General features: G+C 57.2%; 17 protein-coding genes and 1 pseudogene. 4 read left to right on the top strand and 14 right to left on the bottom strand.

Going from position 1 to position 21,186, the window contains the following annotated elements; translation table 11 throughout:
• Positions 1-53: 53 nt before the first annotated feature.
• The 5 genes from AWB64_RS08225 to AWB64_RS08205 form a co-directional block, all read right to left on the bottom strand.
• Positions 54-872 (bottom strand): GntR family transcriptional regulator, encoded by an 819-nt coding sequence (locus AWB64_RS08225; RefSeq protein ID WP_341845203.1) that lies wholly within the window; start codon positions 870-872, stop codon positions 54-56.
• A complete protein-coding gene (locus tag AWB64_RS08220) occupies positions 873-2,111 on the bottom strand; it encodes a metal-dependent hydrolase family protein (protein WP_060818191.1) in 1,239 nt (412 codons plus the stop codon).
• Between the two features lie 57 nt (positions 2,112-2,168).
• Positions 2,169-3,167: a 4-hydroxyproline epimerase gene (locus AWB64_RS08215; RefSeq protein WP_060818190.1), complete on the bottom strand. Its 999-nt coding sequence runs from the start codon at positions 3,165-3,167 to the stop codon at positions 2,169-2,171.
• A gap of 194 nt (positions 3,168-3,361) precedes the next feature.
• Entirely contained in the window at positions 3,362-4,261 is a 900-nt protein-coding gene (locus AWB64_RS08210; RefSeq protein ID WP_060818189.1) for a dihydrodipicolinate synthase family protein, read from the bottom strand.
• Between the two features lie 76 nt (positions 4,262-4,337).
• Entirely contained in the window at positions 4,338-5,612 is a 1,275-nt protein-coding gene (locus tag AWB64_RS08205) for an NAD(P)/FAD-dependent oxidoreductase (RefSeq protein ID WP_060818188.1), read from the bottom strand.
• 428 nt (positions 5,613-6,040) lie between these two features.
• On the opposite strand from AWB64_RS08205, the gene AWB64_RS08200 reads away from it, so the two are divergent.
• The 3 genes from AWB64_RS08200 (at position 6,041) to AWB64_RS08190 (ending at position 9,788) form a co-directional block, all read left to right on the top strand.
• Positions 6,041-7,363 (top strand): MFS transporter, encoded by a 1,323-nt coding sequence (locus tag AWB64_RS08200; RefSeq protein WP_244163987.1) that lies wholly within the window; start codon positions 6,041-6,043, stop codon positions 7,361-7,363.
• Positions 7,364-7,432: 69 nt separating this feature from the next.
• Complete coding sequence (locus AWB64_RS08195) at positions 7,433-8,671, top strand: metal-dependent hydrolase family protein (RefSeq protein WP_060818187.1); 1,239 nt, start codon at positions 7,433-7,435, stop codon at positions 8,669-8,671.
• Positions 8,672-8,756: 85 nt separating this feature from the next.
• Complete coding sequence (locus AWB64_RS08190; protein ID WP_060818186.1) at positions 8,757-9,788, top strand: proline racemase family protein; 1,032 nt, start codon at positions 8,757-8,759, stop codon at positions 9,786-9,788.
• 128 nt (positions 9,789-9,916) lie between these two features.
• Here AWB64_RS08190 and AWB64_RS08185 read toward each other — a convergent pair whose 3' ends face one another.
• The 4 genes from AWB64_RS08185 to AWB64_RS08170 all read right to left on the bottom strand — a co-directional run bounded on the left by AWB64_RS08185 (position 9,917) and on the right by AWB64_RS08170 (position 14,108).
• Positions 9,917-10,720 (bottom strand): pyrroline-5-carboxylate reductase, encoded by an 804-nt coding sequence (locus AWB64_RS08185; RefSeq protein ID WP_060818185.1) that lies wholly within the window; start codon positions 10,718-10,720, stop codon positions 9,917-9,919.
• Positions 10,721-10,830: 110 nt separating this feature from the next.
• A complete protein-coding gene (locus AWB64_RS08180; RefSeq protein ID WP_060818184.1) occupies positions 10,831-11,370 on the bottom strand; it encodes a GAF domain-containing protein in 540 nt (179 codons plus the stop codon).
• A gap of 2 nt (positions 11,371-11,372) precedes the next feature.
• Positions 11,373-12,785 (bottom strand): MFS transporter, encoded by a 1,413-nt coding sequence (locus AWB64_RS08175; protein WP_060818183.1) that lies wholly within the window; start codon positions 12,783-12,785, stop codon positions 11,373-11,375.
• A gap of 183 nt (positions 12,786-12,968) precedes the next feature.
• Positions 12,969-14,108 (bottom strand): porin, encoded by a 1,140-nt coding sequence (locus tag AWB64_RS08170; protein ID WP_060818417.1) that lies wholly within the window; start codon positions 14,106-14,108, stop codon positions 12,969-12,971.
• Between the two features lie 274 nt (positions 14,109-14,382).
• On the opposite strand from AWB64_RS08170, the gene AWB64_RS08165 reads away from it, so the two are divergent.
• The gene (locus AWB64_RS08165; protein ID WP_060818182.1) at positions 14,383-15,399 is read left to right on the top strand and encodes an Ldh family oxidoreductase; all 1,017 of its coding nucleotides are present in this window, start codon (positions 14,383-14,385) and stop codon (positions 15,397-15,399) included.
• A 187-nt stretch (positions 15,400-15,586) separates the two neighbouring features.
• Here the strand turns inward: AWB64_RS08165 and hutG are convergent.
• From hutG to AWB64_RS08140, 5 genes and pseudogenes are all read right to left on the bottom strand, one after another.
• Positions 15,587-16,412: pseudogene (gene hutG, locus AWB64_RS08160) on the bottom strand (N-formylglutamate deformylase).
• A gap of 232 nt (positions 16,413-16,644) precedes the next feature.
• Entirely contained in the window at positions 16,645-18,177 is a 1,533-nt protein-coding gene (gene hutH, locus AWB64_RS08155; protein WP_208603257.1) for a histidine ammonia-lyase, read from the bottom strand.
• Positions 18,178-18,251: 74 nt separating this feature from the next.
• Positions 18,252-19,040 carry an ABC transporter ATP-binding protein gene (locus tag AWB64_RS08150; RefSeq protein ID WP_060818180.1) on the bottom strand — a complete coding sequence of 263 codons (789 nt, stop codon included), beginning with the start codon at positions 19,038-19,040 and terminating at the stop codon, positions 18,252-18,254.
• 183 nt (positions 19,041-19,223) lie between these two features.
• Positions 19,224-20,195 (bottom strand): cucumopine synthase-related protein, encoded by a 972-nt coding sequence (locus AWB64_RS08145; RefSeq protein ID WP_060818179.1) that lies wholly within the window; start codon positions 20,193-20,195, stop codon positions 19,224-19,226.
• 158 nt (positions 20,196-20,353) lie between these two features.
• On the bottom strand, positions 20,354-21,142 hold the full coding sequence (locus AWB64_RS08140) for an amino acid ABC transporter permease (protein WP_060818178.1): 789 nt from the start codon (positions 21,140-21,142) through the stop codon (positions 20,354-20,356).
• Positions 21,143-21,186 lie beyond the last annotated feature (44 nt).

The raw sequence follows: 21,186 nt of genomic DNA, 5'->3' as shown, positions 1-21,186 counted from the left end.
AGGTTTTAGCAGCACGAGACATAACGAAGAAATCAAGCCGCTTTTTCGATTGCCTAGCGGATATTCTCAGCCTTCGCCATTACACCTTCGACAATTCCCACAATCTGCTGGCTTGCAATTTTCAGATGTGTCTCGAGCCGCTTGATTCCAAGCTTTACGTCGCGATTGCGGCACGCGTCGATGATATGCATGTGTTCTGTATGAGACTGCTCCCGAATAGGTACTTTGACTACCTGGAAGCGGAAATATCGATCACACCTGTCGTGCAATACACGTAGCATCTGCAGCGTGATTTCGCACCGGGCCGGCCGATAAAGCGTCTCATGAAGTTTCCAGTTCAACGAGCCCCATTCTCCGCCCGTCGCCTTGTCCATGTCCTTGACGATTCGCTCTGCCCGGTTGATTTCAGCATCCGTGATCAAAGGGATCGCCTCGGAGAAAACCCAGGGCTCGAGACGAAGCCGAATGTCAAACGTCTCACGCACTTCGTCAACCGACAACTCCTGAACGTAGGCACCCTTGTGCGGTACCACGTTCAGTAACCCTTCGGAGTGAAGCCGCGTGATCGCCTCGCGCACAGGCACCCTGCTCACGCCCAGTTCCTCAGCAAGGACTTCCTGCCTGAGAACACTGCCGGGCGAAATCCGGCCGCTCAGGATCATCTGGCGGATTTCATCAGTAACGAGTTCTACGGCGGTCGGCCGGATGATTTTTCGCGTTAGACGCCCAGCGAATTCAGGATCGGGAACATCCGTTGTCCTGGCAGGTTTTTTCTTCAGCGTTCCCGTGGTCATTGCGGACAGTCTTGTTGGAAAATGGATGTCTTGAATGTACCATAAATCGGCTTTCGTATCCAAAATCCAATCTGCCATTCATGCGAACGCGCTGCGTATCCAGACTCCGTCTTTCATGACCCCTGCAATGCCTTCCCCCTGATTCGAAATCAGAACGCTGATGTCGTCCAGAGGATCGCCATCCACAACCAGCAGGTCCGCGAAAGCCCCTTTCGCCACGATTCCAAGCTTGCCTGCCATTCCGACAATTTCAGCGCCGATCTTGGTGGCCTGGCAAATGGTCTCAAACGCGCCGACGATAGCCGATCGAATCGACAATTCATCGCTTTGAAACTGATGCATGTCACCCAGCAGGTCCGTTCCCAAACCGATTTTGACCCCATGGCGCTTGAGAATACCGAGCGCTCGCAAGCCCTGCGTGCGCACGTCTTCATTTTTCTTCAACGCACTCTCGGATACTCCTGCCCGGGCGCCGACCTTGCTCATCGCGTCGTACGTCACTAGCGTCGGCACCGCGTAAGCGTTGTGCTTCGCCATGACAGCCGCGGCTTCGTCGTCAATCAGATTTCCATGCTCGATCGTGCGAACGCCCAGCTCGACCACGCGCCTGATCGCGGCGCCGGTGTAGGCATGCGCCATCACGTAGGTTTGATGCGAATGGGCCTCTTCGACGGCGGCCTTGATTTCATCGACGGAAAACTGAAAATTGCCGATGGGATCCGTTGGTGACGCCACGCCCCCCGACGCCATGATCTTGACGTGATTGGCGCCTGCGCGCATTTCCTCCCTCACTGCTTTGCGCATCTCATCGACGCCATCCACGATCCGGCCAATCGCGCCAAGGTTGCGGCTGCAGCCGCACGGATCCGGGTCGGAGTTGTCGAATCGTTCGCGGAAGTCGCCGTGTCCGCCCGTCTGGGACAACGCCTTCCCGGCAATGAACAAGCGGGGACCCGCTATGACGCCTTCGTCAATCGCTTTTGCGAGTGCGTAATCCGCACCGCCCGCGTCGCGCACGGTGGTGAACCCGCGATTGAGCATGCCTTCAAGGATGGGAACCGCCTTCAGGACAGCGAAGGTATTGGGCAAGCGGCTGTTCGATCCGAGATGAGCCACCGACGCAATCACATGCGCATGGCAGTCTATTAATCCAGGCATGACGGTGCGGCCGGCTACATCGATAATATCGGCCCCCGGTTGCGAAACCGGTTCACGCGACACGTCCGTGATCAGATTTCCCTCGATCACAATTGAATAAAGACTTTGGTCGGATTCGTGATTCGCATCCAGAACCCGCGCGTTTTTCAGAATGATCATTCCCTGTCCCAGTGAAATATGACCGCTGGGTTCCTGGCGAACGCAGCGCTGTGGATATCATTTGAGCAAAAAGCCTTTCGCAAGCGGATCCCGGTCATCGACGAAGATCGTATTGAAACCCGTGACTCGAGCCCAGCCTTCAACGCTTGGAATGATCGCGTCATACTCGCCGACCTTCGTTGCTTGTGTAGCCACGCCATTGAACAGCGTGCCGATAATGCTCTCGTGAACAAACGTCTCCCCGAGCTTCAGCTTGCCCTTGGCCACGAGCTGCGCCATGCGGGCGGACGTGCCGGTTCCGCAAGGCGATCGGTCGATGGCCTTGTCGCCATAGAACACGGCATTGCGTGCGCTTGCGCCGGCGACGGTCGGTTCGCCGCACCACATCACATGACTCAAGCCGTGGATCTCGGGTTGCTCCGGATGAACGAACGAATATTTCTCGTTGGCCTTCTTGCGCAGAATCGGACTAAGCCGCTGGATATCGCCTGGCCGCAACGTACGCATGTCGGCGAAATTTTCCTGCGGCTCGACAATCGCGTAGAAATTTCCCCCATACGCGACATCGAAGCGGATCTCGCCAAGCCCTTCCACATCAACGCTCAAAGCAGTCGAGTGGAGATACGACGGAACGTTGATCAACTGCACCGAAGCCACGTGGTCGCCATCCAGCTTGTAGCGGGCGACCACGAGACCGGCGGGCGTATCGAGCCGGACGACGCCCGGCTCACGGGGACGCACTAGCCCGTTCTCGATCGCGGTGGTGACCGTGCCTATTGTGCCGTGCCCGCACATGGGCAAGCAGCCGCTTACTTCAATGAACAGGATCGCAATGTCGCAATCCGGCCGCGTCGACGGATACAGAATGGAACCGGACATGACCTCGTGACCACGCGGTTCAAACATGAGGGCGGTCCGGATCCAGTCGAACTCGTGCTCGAAACAGGCGCGCCGCTCGATCATGTTCGCGCCCTGGAGCATGGGTGCTCCGCCCGCTACCACGCGTACGGGATTGCCACAAGTGTGGCCATCGATGCAAAAAAACGTGCTTCTCATGAATGACCTCGAATGCTTCTCAAGCGCTTACCGGCTCTATTGACGACGGGTCCAGACAGTCATTGCGATTTCCGCGAGGCATAGCCGGTTGCGCCCCGAAACCGAGGGGTCGATCAACGGTACGCCCCTCGCCTGTCCAATCTGTCTCTATCGCCAACTCCCGATCGCTTCCATTTCGCTTGCCGGAAAAATGCCTAAGATAACGCTTTCAGGTCCTTCATGGTCTTTTCCACAATGGCGATCACTTTCTGACGCTCATCGCCTTCGAGCTTGAGGCGCGGCGCCTTGACGTTCTCCGAATATCCGGAAGTCATGTTTTCAGCAAGCTTGATGTATTGAACCAGCTTGACGTGCACATCGAGATGGAACAATGGCGTCAGCACGCGGTACAGCTTGCGGGCTTTTTCAAATTCGCCTTTCACCGCCAGATCCAATAACTCCACGGATTCCTTCGGCACCGCGTTGGCCATGCCCGACACCCAACCCGTCACGCCAAGCGCAACCGACTCCAGTACCAGATCGTCAACCCCGCAGAACACAACAAAGCGGTCGCCGAACTGGTTGTAGATATCGGTCACGCGCGTTGTGTCGTAGGTTTCTTCCTTCACAGCGACAATATTGGCTTCGTCCTTCAACTGCTCCAGCAGATCCGGGCGCATGTCGACGCCGTAGCCGCGCGGGTTGTTGTAGATCATGATGCCAAGATGGGTCGAGCGCGCCACCGAACGATAGAACTCGACTGTTTCGCGATCATCGGACTTGTAGGTGAGGCCGGGGAAGACCATCAGGCCCTGTACGCCGATTGCTTCGGCATCCTTCGCAAACTGCGTCGCGCTGGCGGTATTCGTTTCAGCGAGACCCGATACGACCGGAACCCGGCCGTTCACGGTTTCAACCGCAATCTTGAGGACGGTACGCTTTTCTTCCGGCGTGAGCTGGGCGTTTTCGCCAACCATGCCCATCATCACCACGCCGCCTACGCCATTGTCGATAAGGCGGTTCAGGCCGGCCTTGATGGCTTCCTGGTCAAGCGAGCCATCATCCTTCAGCTTCGTCGTCACTGCGGGGAAAACACCCTTCCAATCAACTTTCATGTCAAACCTCCGGGAATGAATATAAAAACATCTAGCGGACTGCACAGCGGGAAACACTGTCGCCGGCACGCCGCGCTTATTTGCGGAATCGCTCGATGGAATACGCGCCGAGCGGCGTGCCGGGCGTCCTGTTGACCAGCAGATCCGCTACCAACGCGCCAGTCGTTGCGGACTGTGTAAGACCAAGATGCCCATGACCAAATGCATAGATCACCGCAGCCGCGGAGGGCGATTTGCCAATGACCGGGAGCGAGTCTGGCGTTGCGGGCCGATGTCCCATCCACTGAACCGCGCCGTGGTCCTGGATCCCGGGCAGGAACCGTTTTCCCAATTCAAGCAGCGCCTCGCTACGCTTGTAATTGGGTTGCGCCTTCAATCCGGCGAATTCCGCGGCGCCGCCAATCCGGATGCCGATATCAAGCGGTGTTGCCACGAACTTGCGTTCGGCAAAGATCACTTCCCGTGACAAGCCGACGCCCGGCTGCGGCAAAGTCGTGTTGTATCCGCGTTCGCTTTCAAGCAGCACCGTGTCGCCGATCGACTCCGCGAGCGATGCCGACCATGCTCCGGCCGCGACCACAATCTGCCGCGCGGCGATTGTCGCGCCCGTATTGAGCACCGCCGATGGGGTGTCGCGATCGTTCGCGTCCAGTCCGGCCACCACGCCTTGAACCAGTCGGGCTCCCAGCGCTTTGACCCGTGTCCTGATCTGCGAGACCAGCTGCCTCGGATCTCCAATATGCGACCAGTCTTCGAGGAACACACCGTGCTTGAATACGGGTGCGAGCGCAGGCTCGAGTTCTTGAACTTCCCGCTGATTTAACGCGCGCCAGCGCACGCCGAGTTCCTGCTTGAGCTTCCACTCGGTCGCATCCGCCCGGAACGCTTTGTCGGTTTCATACAAGGTTATCGCGCCACGACGGTAAAACGTGCTCATTGCGCCAACGTCCTCGAATAGCGGAATCAGATCGTCGTAGACGCGATTGTTGAGTGCCGCAAGCGCCAGCGAAATCTGCCTGAATCTATCGAGATTGCTTGCGCGCCTGAATTCGATGAACCACGGAAGAGCGCTGGGTACATGCCTCCAATCAAGGGACAACGGCCCCAACGGATCCAGCATCCATTTCGTCGCCTTCAAGAAAAGCCCGGGCACCGAAATGGGCGTGCTTTCACTTGCCGCTATGCCCCCGGCATTGCCGTGCGAGGCGCGGTCTCCGTCGAAATCGCGATCGACGATCGTAACGGTCAGCCCTTCCCTCAGCGCAGACCACGCGCAAGCCAGTCCGACAACGCCCGCACCTACCACGAGGACGTCAGGCGTGCTTGCATTAGAGGTAGTCTGGTTTGTCATTGCTTGATCGATTAGTAGCAGCCGCTCGGAATCAGGAGTGTCGTGAACGCTCACGCAGGCGCGGCGCGGTCATCACGCCTTCGACATCACCGCATTGTTCGCACAGAACGCAGGCGTGATCCGATAAGAACATGCCGTACTTCGAACAAACATATTGTATCCAATATCCGCTCATGAAATTATCATGGCGTTCTCGGCGATACGTGTCAAGTGTTTTAAGAGCGCTTGCAGAAGCGTGTTCTTTGATCTTGCACCAGTTTTAGCCGTGCTTCGCCGACTCGCCGATGGCGTGCGCCCCCGAGACTATCGCAATCGAGCGCAGCCGACGCGATATTTCGTACAAGCGAGCATTGACTATTTTTTATGCACTCAATATTCTGGATCCAATTCTTGATACATGAAATGTTCGAACCAATACGGGAGGTCTCATGAGCATGGGAAACGAAATAGGCGCGCAAGGGTTGTCATCGGCGCCGAATGCTTACGCCGGTGCCAGAACCAGAGCGCAGTCAATGCGCGCCGTGCGGGCCGCCATTGTCGGCAACGTTCTCGAGTGGTTCGACTTTGCGACGTATGCTTTTCTCGCTACGTCGATCTCCAAGAGCATGTTTCCGGCGGGCGATGATTTCGTCGCCATGCTCGGCACCTTCGGCGCGTACGGACTTGGCTTCGCTTCCCGGCCACTCGGCGCGATCGTCTTTGGCTGGCTGGGCGATCGCAAAGGCCGCAAGTGGACGCTCTCGTTCGTCATGCCCTTGATGGCGCTTGGAACCCTCCTGATGGCGCTGATTCCGTCGTACGCGTCAATTGGCATTCTCGCGCCCATTCTCCTCGTGCTCGCGAGACTCCTTCAGGGATTCTCGGTCGGCGGAGAACTGGGTAACGCGATTGCCTTTCTGGTCGAATGGGCGCCCAAGGGCAAGCGCGGTCTGTATGGCAGCTTCCAGCAGTGCAGCACGATTGGCGGCAGCCTGCTTGGCTCCGGCGCGGCAGCCTTGATGTCAACGTGGATATCGCCACAAGGCATGGTGGACTGGGGTTGGCGTGTCCCGTTCATTGCGGGTGCACTGATTATTGGGCCGATCGGCTGGTATATCCGCCGCAAGAGTGAGGAGTCACCGCTTTTCGAGGCGGCGCATGACGCTGCCGTCGAACCCGACACGCGTTCGCCGCTGCCCATGGCGCTTCAGGCATGCGGCCTGGTGATGGTGTGGACCGTATCGCTTTATGTAATTCTCAATTACCTGCCGAGTTTCGTGCAGAAGTACGTGGGACTCAGTGCTTCCGCATCGCTTTGGTGGAACACCGGCGGATTGCTTCTGATGACGCTCGCCATTCCTTTCTGGGGTGCGCTGTCGGACAAGGTGGGGCGCAAGCCGCTGTTGCTGCTCGGCTGTCTTGCGTTCATTGTCTTGCCCTACCCGCTCTTTGCCTGGATGCTGGCGACCAAATCCGCGCTGCTCGTTGCGGTCATCCAGTTGGGAAGCGGCATTCTCATCGGCATATTTTCGGGTGTGGCACCAGCCGCGCTGTCCGAGATCTTCCCGACGAAGATGCGCACGACCTGGATGTCGATAGGCTATGGCATTGCTAACGCTATCTTTGGCGGATTCGCCCCGTTCATTGCGATCTGGCTCATCAAGGCAACCGGCTCTCCCCTTTCGCCGGCGTTTTACGTGATCGTGGCTGCCGTCATGTCGACGATAACAGTACTGACCTTGAAGGAAACCGCTCACAAACCTCTGCTTTAACGGTAGGACCCCGGTCGCGGATCAGATCGGCAGCAAGCTTTGGATCACGGGTTCATCAAGGAAAAAGCAATGACAATTACCGTGCTCAGGAATGCAAGACTGTTCGACGGCCTGTCACGGGATATCCGTGCGGGCATGGGCGTGATCGTCGAGGACGCATTCATTCGCGAAGTGTTCGAAGGCGAGCCATCTGTTCAGGGCGACATCGCCATCGATTGCGGCGCGAGGACGCTGATGCCCGGACTCATCGACGCCCACGTCCATATTCTGGCAACGGACGTGGATCTCGCAAGCCTCGACAAGATTCAAAAATCGCTGCTTTACGCGCAGAGCCGCCACGTCCTCGAAGGCATGCTGGCAAGAGGGTTCACGACCATCCGGGACGCCGGCGGTGCCGATGCGGGATTTGCCGCCGCCGTCGAGCAGGGTTTTATCGACGGTCCGCGAATGTACGTGGCGGGCGCCGCGCTCACGCAGACGGGCGGACACGCGGACATGCGCGCCCGGATGAGTTTCGGCTGCGCCTGTCACGGGCTGTCACAGGGCAGCATTCTCGGGCGCATTGCGGACGGCGTACCCGACGTACGGCATGCCGCGCGCGATGAACTGCGCATGGGCGCGACTCATATCAAGGTCATGGCCTCTGGCGGGGCGGCATCGCCCACCGATCCCATCGAGAACACACAGTATTCACTCGATGAACTGCGCGCTATCGTGGAAGAGGCCGAGGCCTGGAACACCTATGTCATGGGGCACGCGTACACACCACGCGCGATCATCCGCGCGATCGAGTGCGGCATTCGCAGTATCGAGCACGGCAATCTTCTCGACGAAAGCGCAGCCATCCGAATGAGGGAACTGAATGCGTTTCTCGTGCCGACACTCGTTTCCTCCGACACCCTCGTGCGCTTTGGCGCCGAGCTGGGCTCGCCTGCGGAAAGCATGCGCAAGATCCGGCAGGTACGGGACAAGGGTATCGAGGCACTCGACATTGCGCGGCGCTGCAAAACGAAAATCGGTTTCGGCACCGATATCCTCGGCCTGAAACTGCACTACTACCAGGGTGAGGAGTTCATGCTGCGATCGCGTGTAGAGGACCCGGTGGACACGCTGATCTCGGCTACGAGCATCAACGCCGACATGATGATGCAAAAGGGCAGGATCGGCGAGATCACGGCCGGCGCCCGTGCCGATATTCTCGTCGTCAACGGGGACCCCGCGAGCGACGCCACCACGTTCAATCAGCAAGGCGTCAATCTCGATGTCATCATGAAGGACGGACGCTTTTTCAAGAACACCCTGTGCTGAGCTCGCGGCCTCGACGTTGCCATTGGCCCATGGCTCGGCTGTCAGCCGCGCCTGCATCGCGGCTTCATCGCTCAAGGAAGGCAGCATGAAACTGGAACGGAACGTGACCGTCGTCGGCGCTCATGCGGAAGGCGAGGTAGGACGTGTGATTACGGGTGGTATCCTGAGCCCTCGCGCCGGCACCATGTTCGAATGCCAGCAGACCCTGATTGCCGAAAAAGACTGGCTTCGCGGCATGCTGCTCTCGGATCCGCGCGGAAGCGTCAACGCTGCCGTCAACCTCATCACGCCACCCATCGACGCCGAAGCCGATTTCGGCATGATCGTGATCGAAGCCGACTATTACCCGGCGATGTCCGGCTCGAACCTGATGTGCACCGTCACCGTCGCGCTCGAAACGGGCATCGTTGCCATGCATGAGCCCGTTACCACGCTGGTCGTCGATACGCCGGCCGGGCTCGTGCGCGTCCAGGCCGAGTGCGCGAACGGCAAGTGCCGCCGGGTCTCGTTTGCCAATGTTCCGTCCTTCGTGATGCATCGCAAAGCCGCTGTCGAAGTGCCTGGCTTCGGCACGCTCACGGTCGATGTGTCCTACGGCGGCATGATCTACGTGATCGTCGACGCAAAAGCCCTCGGCTTCATGCTCGACAGGTCCGAGGCGCGCTCGCTAGTCGAGGCAGGCGAGCAGATCAAGCTCGCCGCGGCCGCGCAATTACCTTCGATACATCCGGAAAACCCCGGCATCCACACCATCAACCAGACGCTTTTTGCAGGCCCGGTCGAACATCGAGGCGATGAAGTCGTCTCCAGGAACGCCGTCGTGGTGTCGCCCGGGCGCCTCGACCGGAGTCCTTGCGGTACGGGAAGTTCGGCACGCATGGCCTTGCTGGGTGCAACCGGCGAACTCGCCGTCGGCCAGACGTTTCGCCACCGGTCGATCATCGACACCGAGTTTCTTTGCCGCATCAATGCAGAAACGATGGTCGGCCAGACCCCCGCTGTCCTGCCGAACGTCAGTGGCCGCGCCTGGCTCACGGGTATTTCGTATTACGGGGTCGATCCCGAGGATCCTTATCCAGAGGGTTATCGACTCAACGACACTTGGTTTGCAACCTGATTTCCAGGGCAATGACCAGGCACAGGAATCATCAGGCATCCGTAATTCACCGGCGCGCCAATTCACGTCCTCCGGGGACCAAGCCAATGCTTTTTGCTCCTCTCGATTCGACAAACCGGGTCGATGATTTACAAGCGCCGATTGGGCTCGCGTGTCGCGACAAGCCGCTGTTCAATGCTGTCATAAGCCGCGTCGATATTCTCGAACAATCCGGCATGCGTCATCAGCGACACGACCTGCTCATTGATGCCCCCGCCAGTCGAATACTGCTGCGATAGTGCGTCGAGCGGAATGTCGCCGAGCAGCGCCGCACTGGCGAGGCCCTTGCATAGCGACATGAGATAAGAACGCGCAACCTCGTAGTCCACACCTCTGCGGCACGCCCAACTACTCTGCGCGTGAGCCGTCGCAAAGAAGAGACCCATGCTTGCGCTCAACGCCAGCATGGTGTCGAACTGGTCTTCCGAGGCGACGCCGAGCGAGCCGCCGATTGAATCGAAGATGTCGCGCACGCGTGCCTCCTTGGGGTAGAGAACCGTTTGACTTGCGGCTTGTGCGACCATTGGCAGCGGCAGCGCCCGCACGATCCGCCCGGGCGCTTTGCGCAACGAATCTCGCACCTTTTCGGTTCCATATCCGGCAATGAGACTCACCGCGTACTGATCAGGGTTGAAACTCAGCGTGCCCAGCACCTCGGACGCTATTTGCGGTCGAACTGCGAGAAACACGATCTCCGCCTGATCGACGACATGCTGATTGTCCCGAGCCACATGAACACCGGGATATCGATCAGCCAGTTCTTTGGAAATGTGCGCATTGCGCGGGGACAGCCAGACTTCATAGCGTTCCCGCGCCTGCGCAAAAATGCCGGTAACGATGGCGTGCGTAATGTCGCCACTCCCGACGAATCCCAACGTTACTGTTTCGGTCATGCTTGATTACTCCAGCCGAAGATGGAATCGAACAACAGGCTCTCGGCAATCTTATATGCGATCTGGGTATCGGGCCGGTTGTCGGGCTGCGTGCCGGACTGGTAACTCAATTAAACGCTTTCCAGACCGCGCGTGTCCGTACTGTCGAGCTGAAGGGTGTCGCGGCACGCTTCCAAAGGCGAGACCGCAAGTTGCGCGAATACATACGCGAGTTCGATACGCGCTTCGTTGTAGTGCCCGGCGCCACTGAGCAGATTAAGCGAGCCAACGACCATTCCTCGCTTGACGACCGGAATGTTCAACACACTCTCGCAGCCTATCGACCACAACACCTCGTAGTCGGAAAATACCGCCTTTATGTCCTCGCGCGTTTCGCCGCGAAATACTTTCCCTTCTTCAAGCACATGCCTGGTCCATCGACTGTCCGTCACGCGCTTTATTCCACCAACGGGGTTGATGTCCAACTGCGTGCTGTACACGCGGCACAGCAGGCGGCTTGAAACGTCATAAGCGAGTACAGTGAACAACTTATGACCGAAGATGTCCTGCAGCGCGCCATCCAGCTTTTTCCAGAACGAATCGGCTGGCTCGTTCCGGTGCAGCGACAACGCTAGCGAACTGAAAATTCCTGTTGGGCGATCGCTGGACATGTTCAGATCCTGGCCTTTGTGTGCGGGAGCCCTGCGGCCGGATCGCGGTCGTCTCCGTATTCGTCGGCCGTGATTTGCTCGAGCGTTTTGCCACTTGTCGAGATGCCCAGGAAGATGACTGCAAGGGCTCCGATCAGCAATATGCCGGTCGTCATTCCAAACACCCCGGCAAATCCCCAGATCGGAAAAACATAGCCCACCAGCATTGGCGAACAGATAGCGCCGATCCGGCCGAACGCCGATGCCGTTCCCATTCCGGTGGCCCTGAGATGGGTCGGAAATACCTCTGGGGTGTATGCATACTCGCCAGCGTTCACGCCATTCATGGCGAACGACATGAAGATCGATGCCGCCACAACAGCGGTATCGCCTTGCGCGTATGCCAACCAGATTCCGGCAATGCACGCGAGCGCCATATACGTAACGATGGTTGCCTTCCGGCCGATCTTCTCGCAAAAGAAAGCAGACGAGTAGTAGCCCGGAATCTGCGCCAGATAGATCAGGATCGACACCGAAAAGCTTTTCGTGATGGTCATTCCGCGCGCCACGAGCAGGCTTGGAATCCAGACGAAGAAAGCATACGAGCAGAAAGTGACCGCGAGCCACAAACACCACGACATGGCGGTCGTCTTCGCGAGAGGCGGTCTCCACAGGAGTTTCAGGTTACTGAAAAACGAACCTGTTTCCCGCATTTCAAAAACATAGCCAGGGACGGGAACGACCGGGGGAAGCGTGACGCCCGTGCGCTCGATCCGGCGTTCAATATCTGCGACGACGGCCGCGGCTTCGCCGTGTCGGCCACGCATTTCCAGCCAGCGCGGCGACTCGTGCAACGACCGGCGCCACCACAGCAGGACGATCACCGGCAGCGAAACCACCACCAGCGCGTAACGCCATCCTTCAGGGCTCAAGGGAATCACGAAATAGCCGATCAACGCCGCGGCAACAAACCCGAACGAGAAAAACCCGGCGAGTGCACCCGTGAAAGCGCCACGGTAGCGGTTGCTCACGAACTCCACGAGAAACGGGGCGATGATCGCGCCTTCGGCGCCCATGCCGATCCCTGAGATTGCCCGCAATACGGCAAACGTGTGCCAGTCATTGACGAATGCGTTGGCGAACGTCAGCACGCAAAAGAAGGTCAACGCCCACATCATCACAACTTTCCGGCCGACCCTGTCTCCGAGCAAGCCGGCAAAAAGAGCGCCTATGAGGAAGCCCACGTAGGTGCTGCTGCCGAGAATTCCTGTTTCAAAACTGGTGAGATGCCACTTGGTACGCACCACCGGAAGGATGAAGGCGATGATGCCGGCATCGACGGCCTCGAACATGAATCCCAGGCCGCCCATGATGAGCAGTGTGAAGTGAAAGCGGCTGAACGGAAGCCGTTCCAGGCGCGCTGCTATAGGTGACATAAAAACTCCGCGTAAGGGAAATTGCTGCCGCCTGCGCAGCAGCGGACGTCAGGCGTTAGATCAGAGTCCAATGCTTGAATCGCAAACACTCCGCTGAACGGGATTAGCCTCGAAAGCGGATCAGGCGATGAGTACGCTCTTGGCCCGGCGTCGCCGATAGTCGAATCGGAAAACGACTCCGGACTAAAATGCGTGACGAACGCCGACGCGCACGGCGACCTGATTGGCTGTGGTCGATGGCGTGAGGAACGACAACGCCGCGACCGCCCGGTTGCCTGTGGAGTCAATGCCAATGGCGTGCTCCCAAACCGAGATTGCATAGAACAGCGTGCGCTTGGAGATCGAATACTCCGTGCCAAAGTTCACCTGGCCATACTTCGCCGTCTCGGCTTTCGTATAGTCATAACTCAAGCCCATCAGCCAGGCGGGCGTCAAGTTATAGGTGCCCAGCGCTTCGAAATTGTTGAACGTCGCCGTCCCGGAAAAGGGGGTCGTCGAGGTGCGGACTACGTCATCGAAACGCGTGTTCGTATAAATGAATCCGAGTTGCGCCGATCCGAGCTTGTAGTTGACACCCGCGCCCGCGACCTGCAGCGTTTGTGCCGATGTGTACCCGCTGAAGGTGGGATTCGTGATCGGATTCGCAAACGCAGCGCCTGTTACGGGTTCGGCGGTTGCATCGTAGATCGACGTGCCCGGGTTCCTGACGCGCGAAAACACGGCGCTGGCGCTCAGTGCGTTGTATGCGTAACTCAAGCTCACAGATTCCTTGCGCCCGTTGGCAAAGTTTCCTGCTACACCGCCAAGACTCAGCAACGCCGACAGCCTGACGCCGCCATATACCGGCGATAAATATTTGATCGAGTTACTGAGCGAATAATCGCCCCACATGTTGTCCACATCGGCCGCGTGCGTGCCGAGGATGCCGGAGAACTTCAGCGCTCCTGACAGAGGAAGCAGCGAATCAAGCACGAGGTCGTATTGACGACCGAGGAGAACCGACCCAAAAGGGCTGCCGATGCCAACATACGCCTGCCGCCCGAATTCGCGTCCCCCATTGTTGAATTTCCCGGTGTTCACATCGAAACCATTTTCCAGGCGTGCGATCGCGCTGTAGCCGCCTCCAAGGTCCTCGTTGATCAGGAAGCCCCACTTGCTGCTGCCTAAAGCGCCGTTGGACGCCTGATAGTTGTGGTGGCCGCCCTGATTGTTAGTGAAGGTAATTCCATCGTCCACGATACCGTAGAGCGTGACCGAACTTTGCGCGTGGCTGGCGGCGGAAGATGCCATCAGCACAGTCAATCCCATCAGCTTCAACTTCACGAAAATCTCCTCGGGATCAGTTAGACAAAAGATGCGCGCCATCTGCGATTGCGTTCAATATCTTGGATCCAATATAAGAGGTCAAGCGTTTTTTACCAAGTGCTTTCTCTCGGGTTTCCGTTGGCAGATCGCACATAGGTGCCTGCCGTGCGCTTTCATGCCGGTCTTTAATGCCTTGGCAAACGGCATCAAGGTGTAATATCCTCGATTGAATATCGTATCCAATATTCTTCAAGAACATTCTTTGAGCGCAGGAACGACTAGTGGACCAGCAATGGACGACATCGCATACTTCAGTTTCTCCGAGCTTCTCGATCTGTCGAATCGAGTCCTTCTCGCGAACGGGATGGCGCCCGACCACGCCCGCGCAGTCGCAAAAGTGGTCGCCGCCGGGCAGCGGGACGATTGTCAGTCTCACGGGATCTATCGACTGATCGTGTGCGTGAATACGCTGCGCAACGGCAAGGTGGTTCCAGATGCACGGCCCGAATTGACCGACGTTTCACCGGCGCTCGTCCGTGTGAATGCCAACTTTGGTTATTCTCAGTTGGCGTTTGAAATGGGCAGCCGAGTGCTTGTTCAAAAAGCCAGGCAGACCGGGATAGCGGCGCTTGCAATCAACAACTGCTTCCACTTCTCCGCGTTGTGGCCAGAGGTTGAGTTCCTTGCCAGCGAAGGCCTGGCTGCGTTGGCAATGACGCCGAGCCATAGCTGGGTAGCCCCGGCGGGAGGCACGAAACCACTTTTCGGCACCAACCCTGTTGCGTTCGCGTGGCCTCGGACGGGGCGCTTTCCTTATGTGTTCGACTTCGCGACAAGTGCGGTCGCGCGTGGCGATATCGAGCTGCACCGGCGCGCGGGCAAGCAGATTCCTACGGACTGGGCGATAGACGAAAACGGCAAGCCCACTGACGATCCCACCGCAGCCATGCGTGGTGCAATGATGACGTTCGGCGGACACAAAGGCTCAGGACTATCCGCGATGGTCGAACTGCTGGCCGGGCCGCTCATTGGCGACCTGACCTCGTCGGAATCGATGGCTTTCGATCAAGGCGCTGGCGCGACTCCCTGCCATGGCGAGTTGATTCTCGCCTTCAATCCCCCGATGTTTTCCAGTGGTGACAGTGCCAACGACCTGGAAAGAGCAGAAGCTCTTTTTGCTGGCATTGTTGACCAGGGCGCGCGGTTACCTTCACAACGACGATTCGACTCGCGGCTTCGAAGCGAGACCAACGGCATAGCTGTACCTCGTCAACTTCTGAAAGATGTATTGGCGCTCATTCCGGAATAAGCGCTCCGAGACAGATGTTCGAACGTTCTTTATTGGACTACGATAGCCGAATCGACGACTATCTGACTTCGGGACGATCAGTTTGGCGGAGTTCACACGCCAGCGCCGCCACCATGGTCTTGCAGCGTTGTCCTACAATGGTTAGAAAACACAGTTGCTAAAGAAAGCAGTCCGTTGCATGACGATCCTACTTACTCCACTCTTCACCCGTGACAAAATCCAGTGCCGCCCTTATAAGGTTCTGTAGAAGCGGCTGGATCATTTCCGCACGATCATCGTCGTACCGATACGGCATCTGCTCTTCCATGTAATTGCGTTGTGAAAGCTCAAGTTGCACAGCATGGACGTTCTGTTCCGGTCGCCCGTATTGGCGTGTGATGTAGCCCCCGGTAAAGCGACCATTTGCAACAGCGGAATATCTGCCATCCAGGTGGACGATCCGGGCGAGGTTTTCCGCGAGTCCGGGCGCTGCACTGCTCCCGCCGCCGGTGCCCCAGTTGAAGTCGGGAAGAACGCCATTGAAAAGGCGCGGCACCCGGGAGCGTATTGAATGGGCATCCCAAAGCAATGCGCCCCCCATGCACTTCTCATAGACGCGCCAACTCTTGCATCAGCGCCTCGTGATAAGGCTTCCAATATTTCTCGCGTCTCCGGGCGACCTCCTCTTGGGACGGTGCACGTCCGTCGGGATAAAGAGGTTTTTCATCAAACGTATCGATCGGGACCAAACCCGTCGTCTTTTGCCCCGGATATAAGTTTTGTCCGTCGGGCGGCCTATTAAGATCGATCACATAGCGCGAGCAGGTTGGTGTGATCACCGACGCACCCAGTTCTTTGACAACGGCATACAGCCTGTCCAAGTGCCAATCGCAATCGTCGTTATTAGCGGCGACCGCGGACATGCTTGCTGATATTTCGGAAGGAATCTCCCTTCCAAGATGAGGAATCGACACCAGCATGGGAAGGGTCCCGCGCTTGAGCGTAAAAACCGGGAGTGAAATATCGTCAGTCAAGATTGCTCTCCCGAAAGCGGATTTCGCTGAATGCTTGGAAACTTCTGAAGATTCGCTCGTCAGAGCACTTAAGCGTCGCAAAGTCCGCGTGCGTACAAAAACACCCGGTTCTATAGGCAGCATCGGCTATGCATGTTCTGCAAACATTCTTCGCTGCATGGGAATCCAACGGTGCGCGCGGGATCCAAGCCCGGGGCAAGAATCCGGGCATTGCTCATGGCGTCGCTTCTGCTCAGATCACGTTGCCTTCCGAAGGGAAAGACAAGGGGGAGAATCTGGCGATTGCCCCAAAGCGGACCTGGTCGGCGATTGCAGCAATGTCCGGTGCAAAATACCGATCTGCGTCGTAGTACGGGACGTCCTGACGAATGACCCGCACAACCTCTTGCAAGCATTCGCTCGTGACACGAGGAGAGCGCATTTCAATGCCCTGGGCAGCCGCGAGCAGTTCAATGCCAAGAATGTTCGTCACGTTTTCCGCAATATCACCAAGTTTGCGCGCAGCAAAAGTCGCCATGGACACGTGATCTTCCTGGTTCGCCGAAGTGGGCAGCGAGTCGACAGAAGCTGGATGAGCAAGGGTCTTGTTTTCTGATGCGAGTGCAGCAGCGGTTACGTGAGCGATCATGAAGCCCGAGTTGAGCCCCCCATCCTTCACAAGAAATGCCGGAAGGCCTGACATGGTCGCGTCGACCAACAAAGCAATCCGGCGCTCGGAAAGTGCACCTATTTCCGCTGCAGCTATTGCCAGATTGTCAGCCGCAAAGGCAACCGGCTCCGCATGAAAATTTCCGCCCGAGATTATTTCACCCGTTTCCGGGAAGATCAGCGGATTGTCAGAAACTGCGTTCGCTTCAATCAGCAAAACACGGGTCGCATGGCGGATCTGGTCAAGACACGCCCCCATCACTTGGGGTTGGCAACGCAGGCAATATGGATCCTGTACTTTGTTGCAGTCGAGGTGTGACACGTTGATATCTGAATTGTCCAACAAGCTGAGGTACGCGGCAGCGGCATCTATTTGTCCCTGGTGACCGCGCAGTAAGTGGATGCGCGAATCAAAGGGCTTGATGGATCCCATGGCTGCATCGACTGACATCGCGCCTGCAACCAATGCGGTGCGAAACAGGTCCTCAATAGCGAACAGGTTAAATAACGCTAACGCCGTCGACGCTTGCGTACCGTTCAGCAGTGCCAAGCCTTCTTTGGCCTGGAGCGATATTGGCGACAATCCACAGCGCTGAAGCCCTTCGCGCGCACCGATGCGCTCGCCTTGGGCGAAAACGTCGCCTACGCCAAGCAAGGTCGCGGACATATGGGCCAGAGGAGAGAGATCGCCCGATGCTCCTACTGAACCTTTGACCGGTACTACAGGCAACACGTCCGCATTAAACAGCGCGATCAGCGCCTGCATGACCTCTCGCCGAATACCGGAGTTGCCACGCCCGAGGCTGGATAATTTGAGCGCGATCATCAAGCGGACAATGGGAGCCGGCATCGGCTCGCCCACGCCAACGGAGTGCGACAAAACAAGGTTCTTCTGCAACAGCTCAAGACTGTCGCGCGGAATATGAGTGCTTGCCAGCAAGCCGAAGCCGGTGTTTATTCCGTATGCGGGCTTGCCTTTCGCGACGATATCTTCCACGGTTTTAGCGCTTGCATCGATTGCAGCGAAGCTGGAGGGATCCAACTCCAGCAACACATTGGAACGTGCAATTTGGCGCAACTGAGCAAGCGTCACTTTACCGGGCGTGAGAATCATGATGAAGTCCTGTTCGTTGTTTGATGCAATGGATCGCGTAGATGATCCAAGGGAAAACATGGTGCGAATCGCACGCTTTACTTTGCGGCGGGGCCACGCCCCGCCATAAATTGTCTTAATTGCCGGGAACGATCGCAGCTAAAGACCTCTTCGGGCGTTCCGCTAACATCGACCAGGCCCTGGCTAAGAAAAATCACGCGGTTGGATACTTCACGCGCAAAGCCAAGTTCGTGGGTGACGACCAGCATCGTTCTTCCTTCTTCAGCTAGCGTACGCATGACTCGAAGTACTTCTCCAACCAGTTCCGGATCCAGCGCCGAAGTCGGCTCATCGAACAACATGACCTCGGGGCGCATCGCAAGAGCCCTCGCAATAGCCACTCGCTGTTGCTGTCCCCCGGAAAGCTGGCTCGGATAATGTCCACTCTTGTTGCTTAAACCCACTTTGGCCAGGAGCACTTTGGCTTCGTGAATGGCTTCGTCTTTAGGCCGCTTCTTAACGCGCGTGGGGCCTTCGATAATGTTTTGCAACACGGTCATGTGAGACCACAGATTGAAGCTCTGGAAGACCATTGCCAGATTGGTTCTGATCCGGTGGACTTGTTGCCGGTCGCTGCGCCGCAGGGTGCCGCTCCTGTGCCGGGTAACATCCAGATGTTCGCCGGACACTGCAACCGATCCCTCATCCGGCGTCTCCAGCAAATTCAAACAGCGAAGAAAAGTGCTTTTTCCGGAGCCGCTGGCGCCCAGAATCGAAATCACTTCACCTTGCTTCGCGTCGAGCGAGACGCCCTTGAGGACATGATTGTCGCCAAACCATTTGTGGATATTCCTGGCCGACAGCGCGGCGACTGCTGCGTCATTCATGATGAGTTCCCACGGCGATGCCTACCTGCCGAATCGAGTATTGCCGGCCCTTGAATCATTGGCCTTCACAAGGTTGAGCTGCCGCCCGTAGCAAGAGCCAAACGACCCGATTAAGCCGAATGTCACTCACGATAGCAGCGCATATTGGTCGACAGGGAAGGCATCCCTCCCCTGATCTGAATGTCACTCAGCAAGCTCGACCGTCATCCAGATAAGTTCTTTCGTCTCGAAGGTCGACTTCCAGACCGCCTTGCCTACTTCTTCCAACTTGGCCGCGTCTGCTTCGTCGATCTCACCAAGCACTGGCTGTGAAAGATCCTCGGTCGTTGGGCCATACTGCACAATGAATTTTTGACCAGTCGATTGCGAGAATCGAATACGTCCGATTGGCGCGTCGCAAATGCGTTCTCGCAGGCGAATTGGCGCTGTACTCACAAACGGCGACCAGGAGTACATTGACTCGCCGGTGACAACGGCGTGGTCCTGAATAGACGTGAAAGGAAGTGCGCCTACAAGGTCCGCGCAAAGCTCCGGATTTTCGTTTGAAGCAAGGGTAGCGTTGACCGAGATGTTCAGCGGCTTCCAACTGATACGGATCCGCTGCCCCGTCCTGATGTACGCACGCGTTGCACCCATGTCCGAGACAGGTGCGGGGGCCGAAAGTAGACGCTCTTCCGGGTACTTGAAGTGTTGCCCGAGTCCCCAGGGAAAGTAGTGAAACGACCACGCCTGGAGCCTGTTCGTGTAGTCCGTGAACGCACGCAGTGCGGCGACGACGTCGGCTTTCGAAGGTTCATCCTTCAAGTGGGCGCGTAGTTCCAGGGCCAGTGCGCCCATCTTCGGAAAACCGCTATAACGAAGATAGTTGCTGTAAGACTGGTCGAGGGCATCCACGACCTTCGACAAGGATTTCGTGCTGAGGTCCGGGTCTTCAGCGAGCACGACCAGCGGATACATTGTGTACATTGAGTAATCGCGGAGCATGCCGTGCGCGATATCCCATGTCCCGAAATACTGACCATAGCTGCCCGCCGGAATATCCATTTCGCCAAGACGAAGATCGGCAATTTCTTTAGGTTCGACGGTCATTATGCGAGCAGTTAAAAACTTTACTTCTGCGATAAATTCGCTCAAATTCCTTTGATGCTTGGACATTCGTTTTTCTCCATTGGTAAATCGGATACTCAGTCGCATTACCAAAAAATTGGTAGTGCGAAATACTTGCAAATACAGACTGCGTGGTTTATCCGACGACAAGGGCAGTGGCTAAACGCGGACCCGTAGCAAAACTGTCGTACTACCTTGAAAGCAACCTAGTGAGCCGTGTCCGGTAGCGTTGCCTTGACGGCCTTGATGGTCCCGCGGCTACCCTGCCGAAGATGCCGGGACATCCGCTTTTCAATGAAGTGCTGCGCAACCGTCCACAAACCCGTCAACGCCAGGTAATACACCGACACGCCAAGGTAGACTTCGAAGGTCATGAAGGTCGCAGCCTGCATTTGCTCGGCGACGCGGAACATTTCGGCCACGCCAATGACGCTGAGCAGCGACGTCGTTTTCAGCATGTTGTTGAACTGGTTTCCCAAAGCGGGAACAAGCAAAGGCAGCGTCTGCGGCAGGATGATTCGGCGCATTGTCAAGCCAGGGCTCATTCCATAAGCTTGCGCCGCTTCCCACTGCCCTCGTGGGATGGACGTAATGCTCGCTCGCGTTATTTCGCTCATATACGCGCCCTCGTGCATCCCAAAGGCGATAATGCCCGCGGTCAAAGCACCACTAAAGGCGAGCGGTCCAAAATGCATGACGCTTGGAAAAAGATCAAAGCCGACGAGATAAGGCAACCCAAAGTAGATCAAGACCAGCTGAACAAGTACAGGAGTGCCACGGAAAAACCATATGTAGACTTGATTAAACCCGCGGGCGATCCTACTAGGTGACATGCTGGCAATGCCTAAGACCAACCCGATAACTGTCCCCAGGCACTGTGAAATAGCTGCGGCCATAACGGTCGCGACAAGTCCTTTTAATAGTGCGGGACTCGGCGAGAACACAAATTTTAGAAAAAAGCCTGGGTCGAAGACAACGCCTATGTGTTCCAACATGGTCACCCCTTTCCTTTGATCGCCTGAGTTGTTCGCATCAACGG

It is taken from the genome of Caballeronia sordidicola (assembly GCF_001544455.2).
GTDB lineage: Bacteria > Pseudomonadota > Gammaproteobacteria > Burkholderiales > Burkholderiaceae > Caballeronia > Caballeronia sordidicola.
Note: the sequence above shows the minus strand (reverse complement) of the source record. Positions and strands in the feature narration are given on the sequence as shown.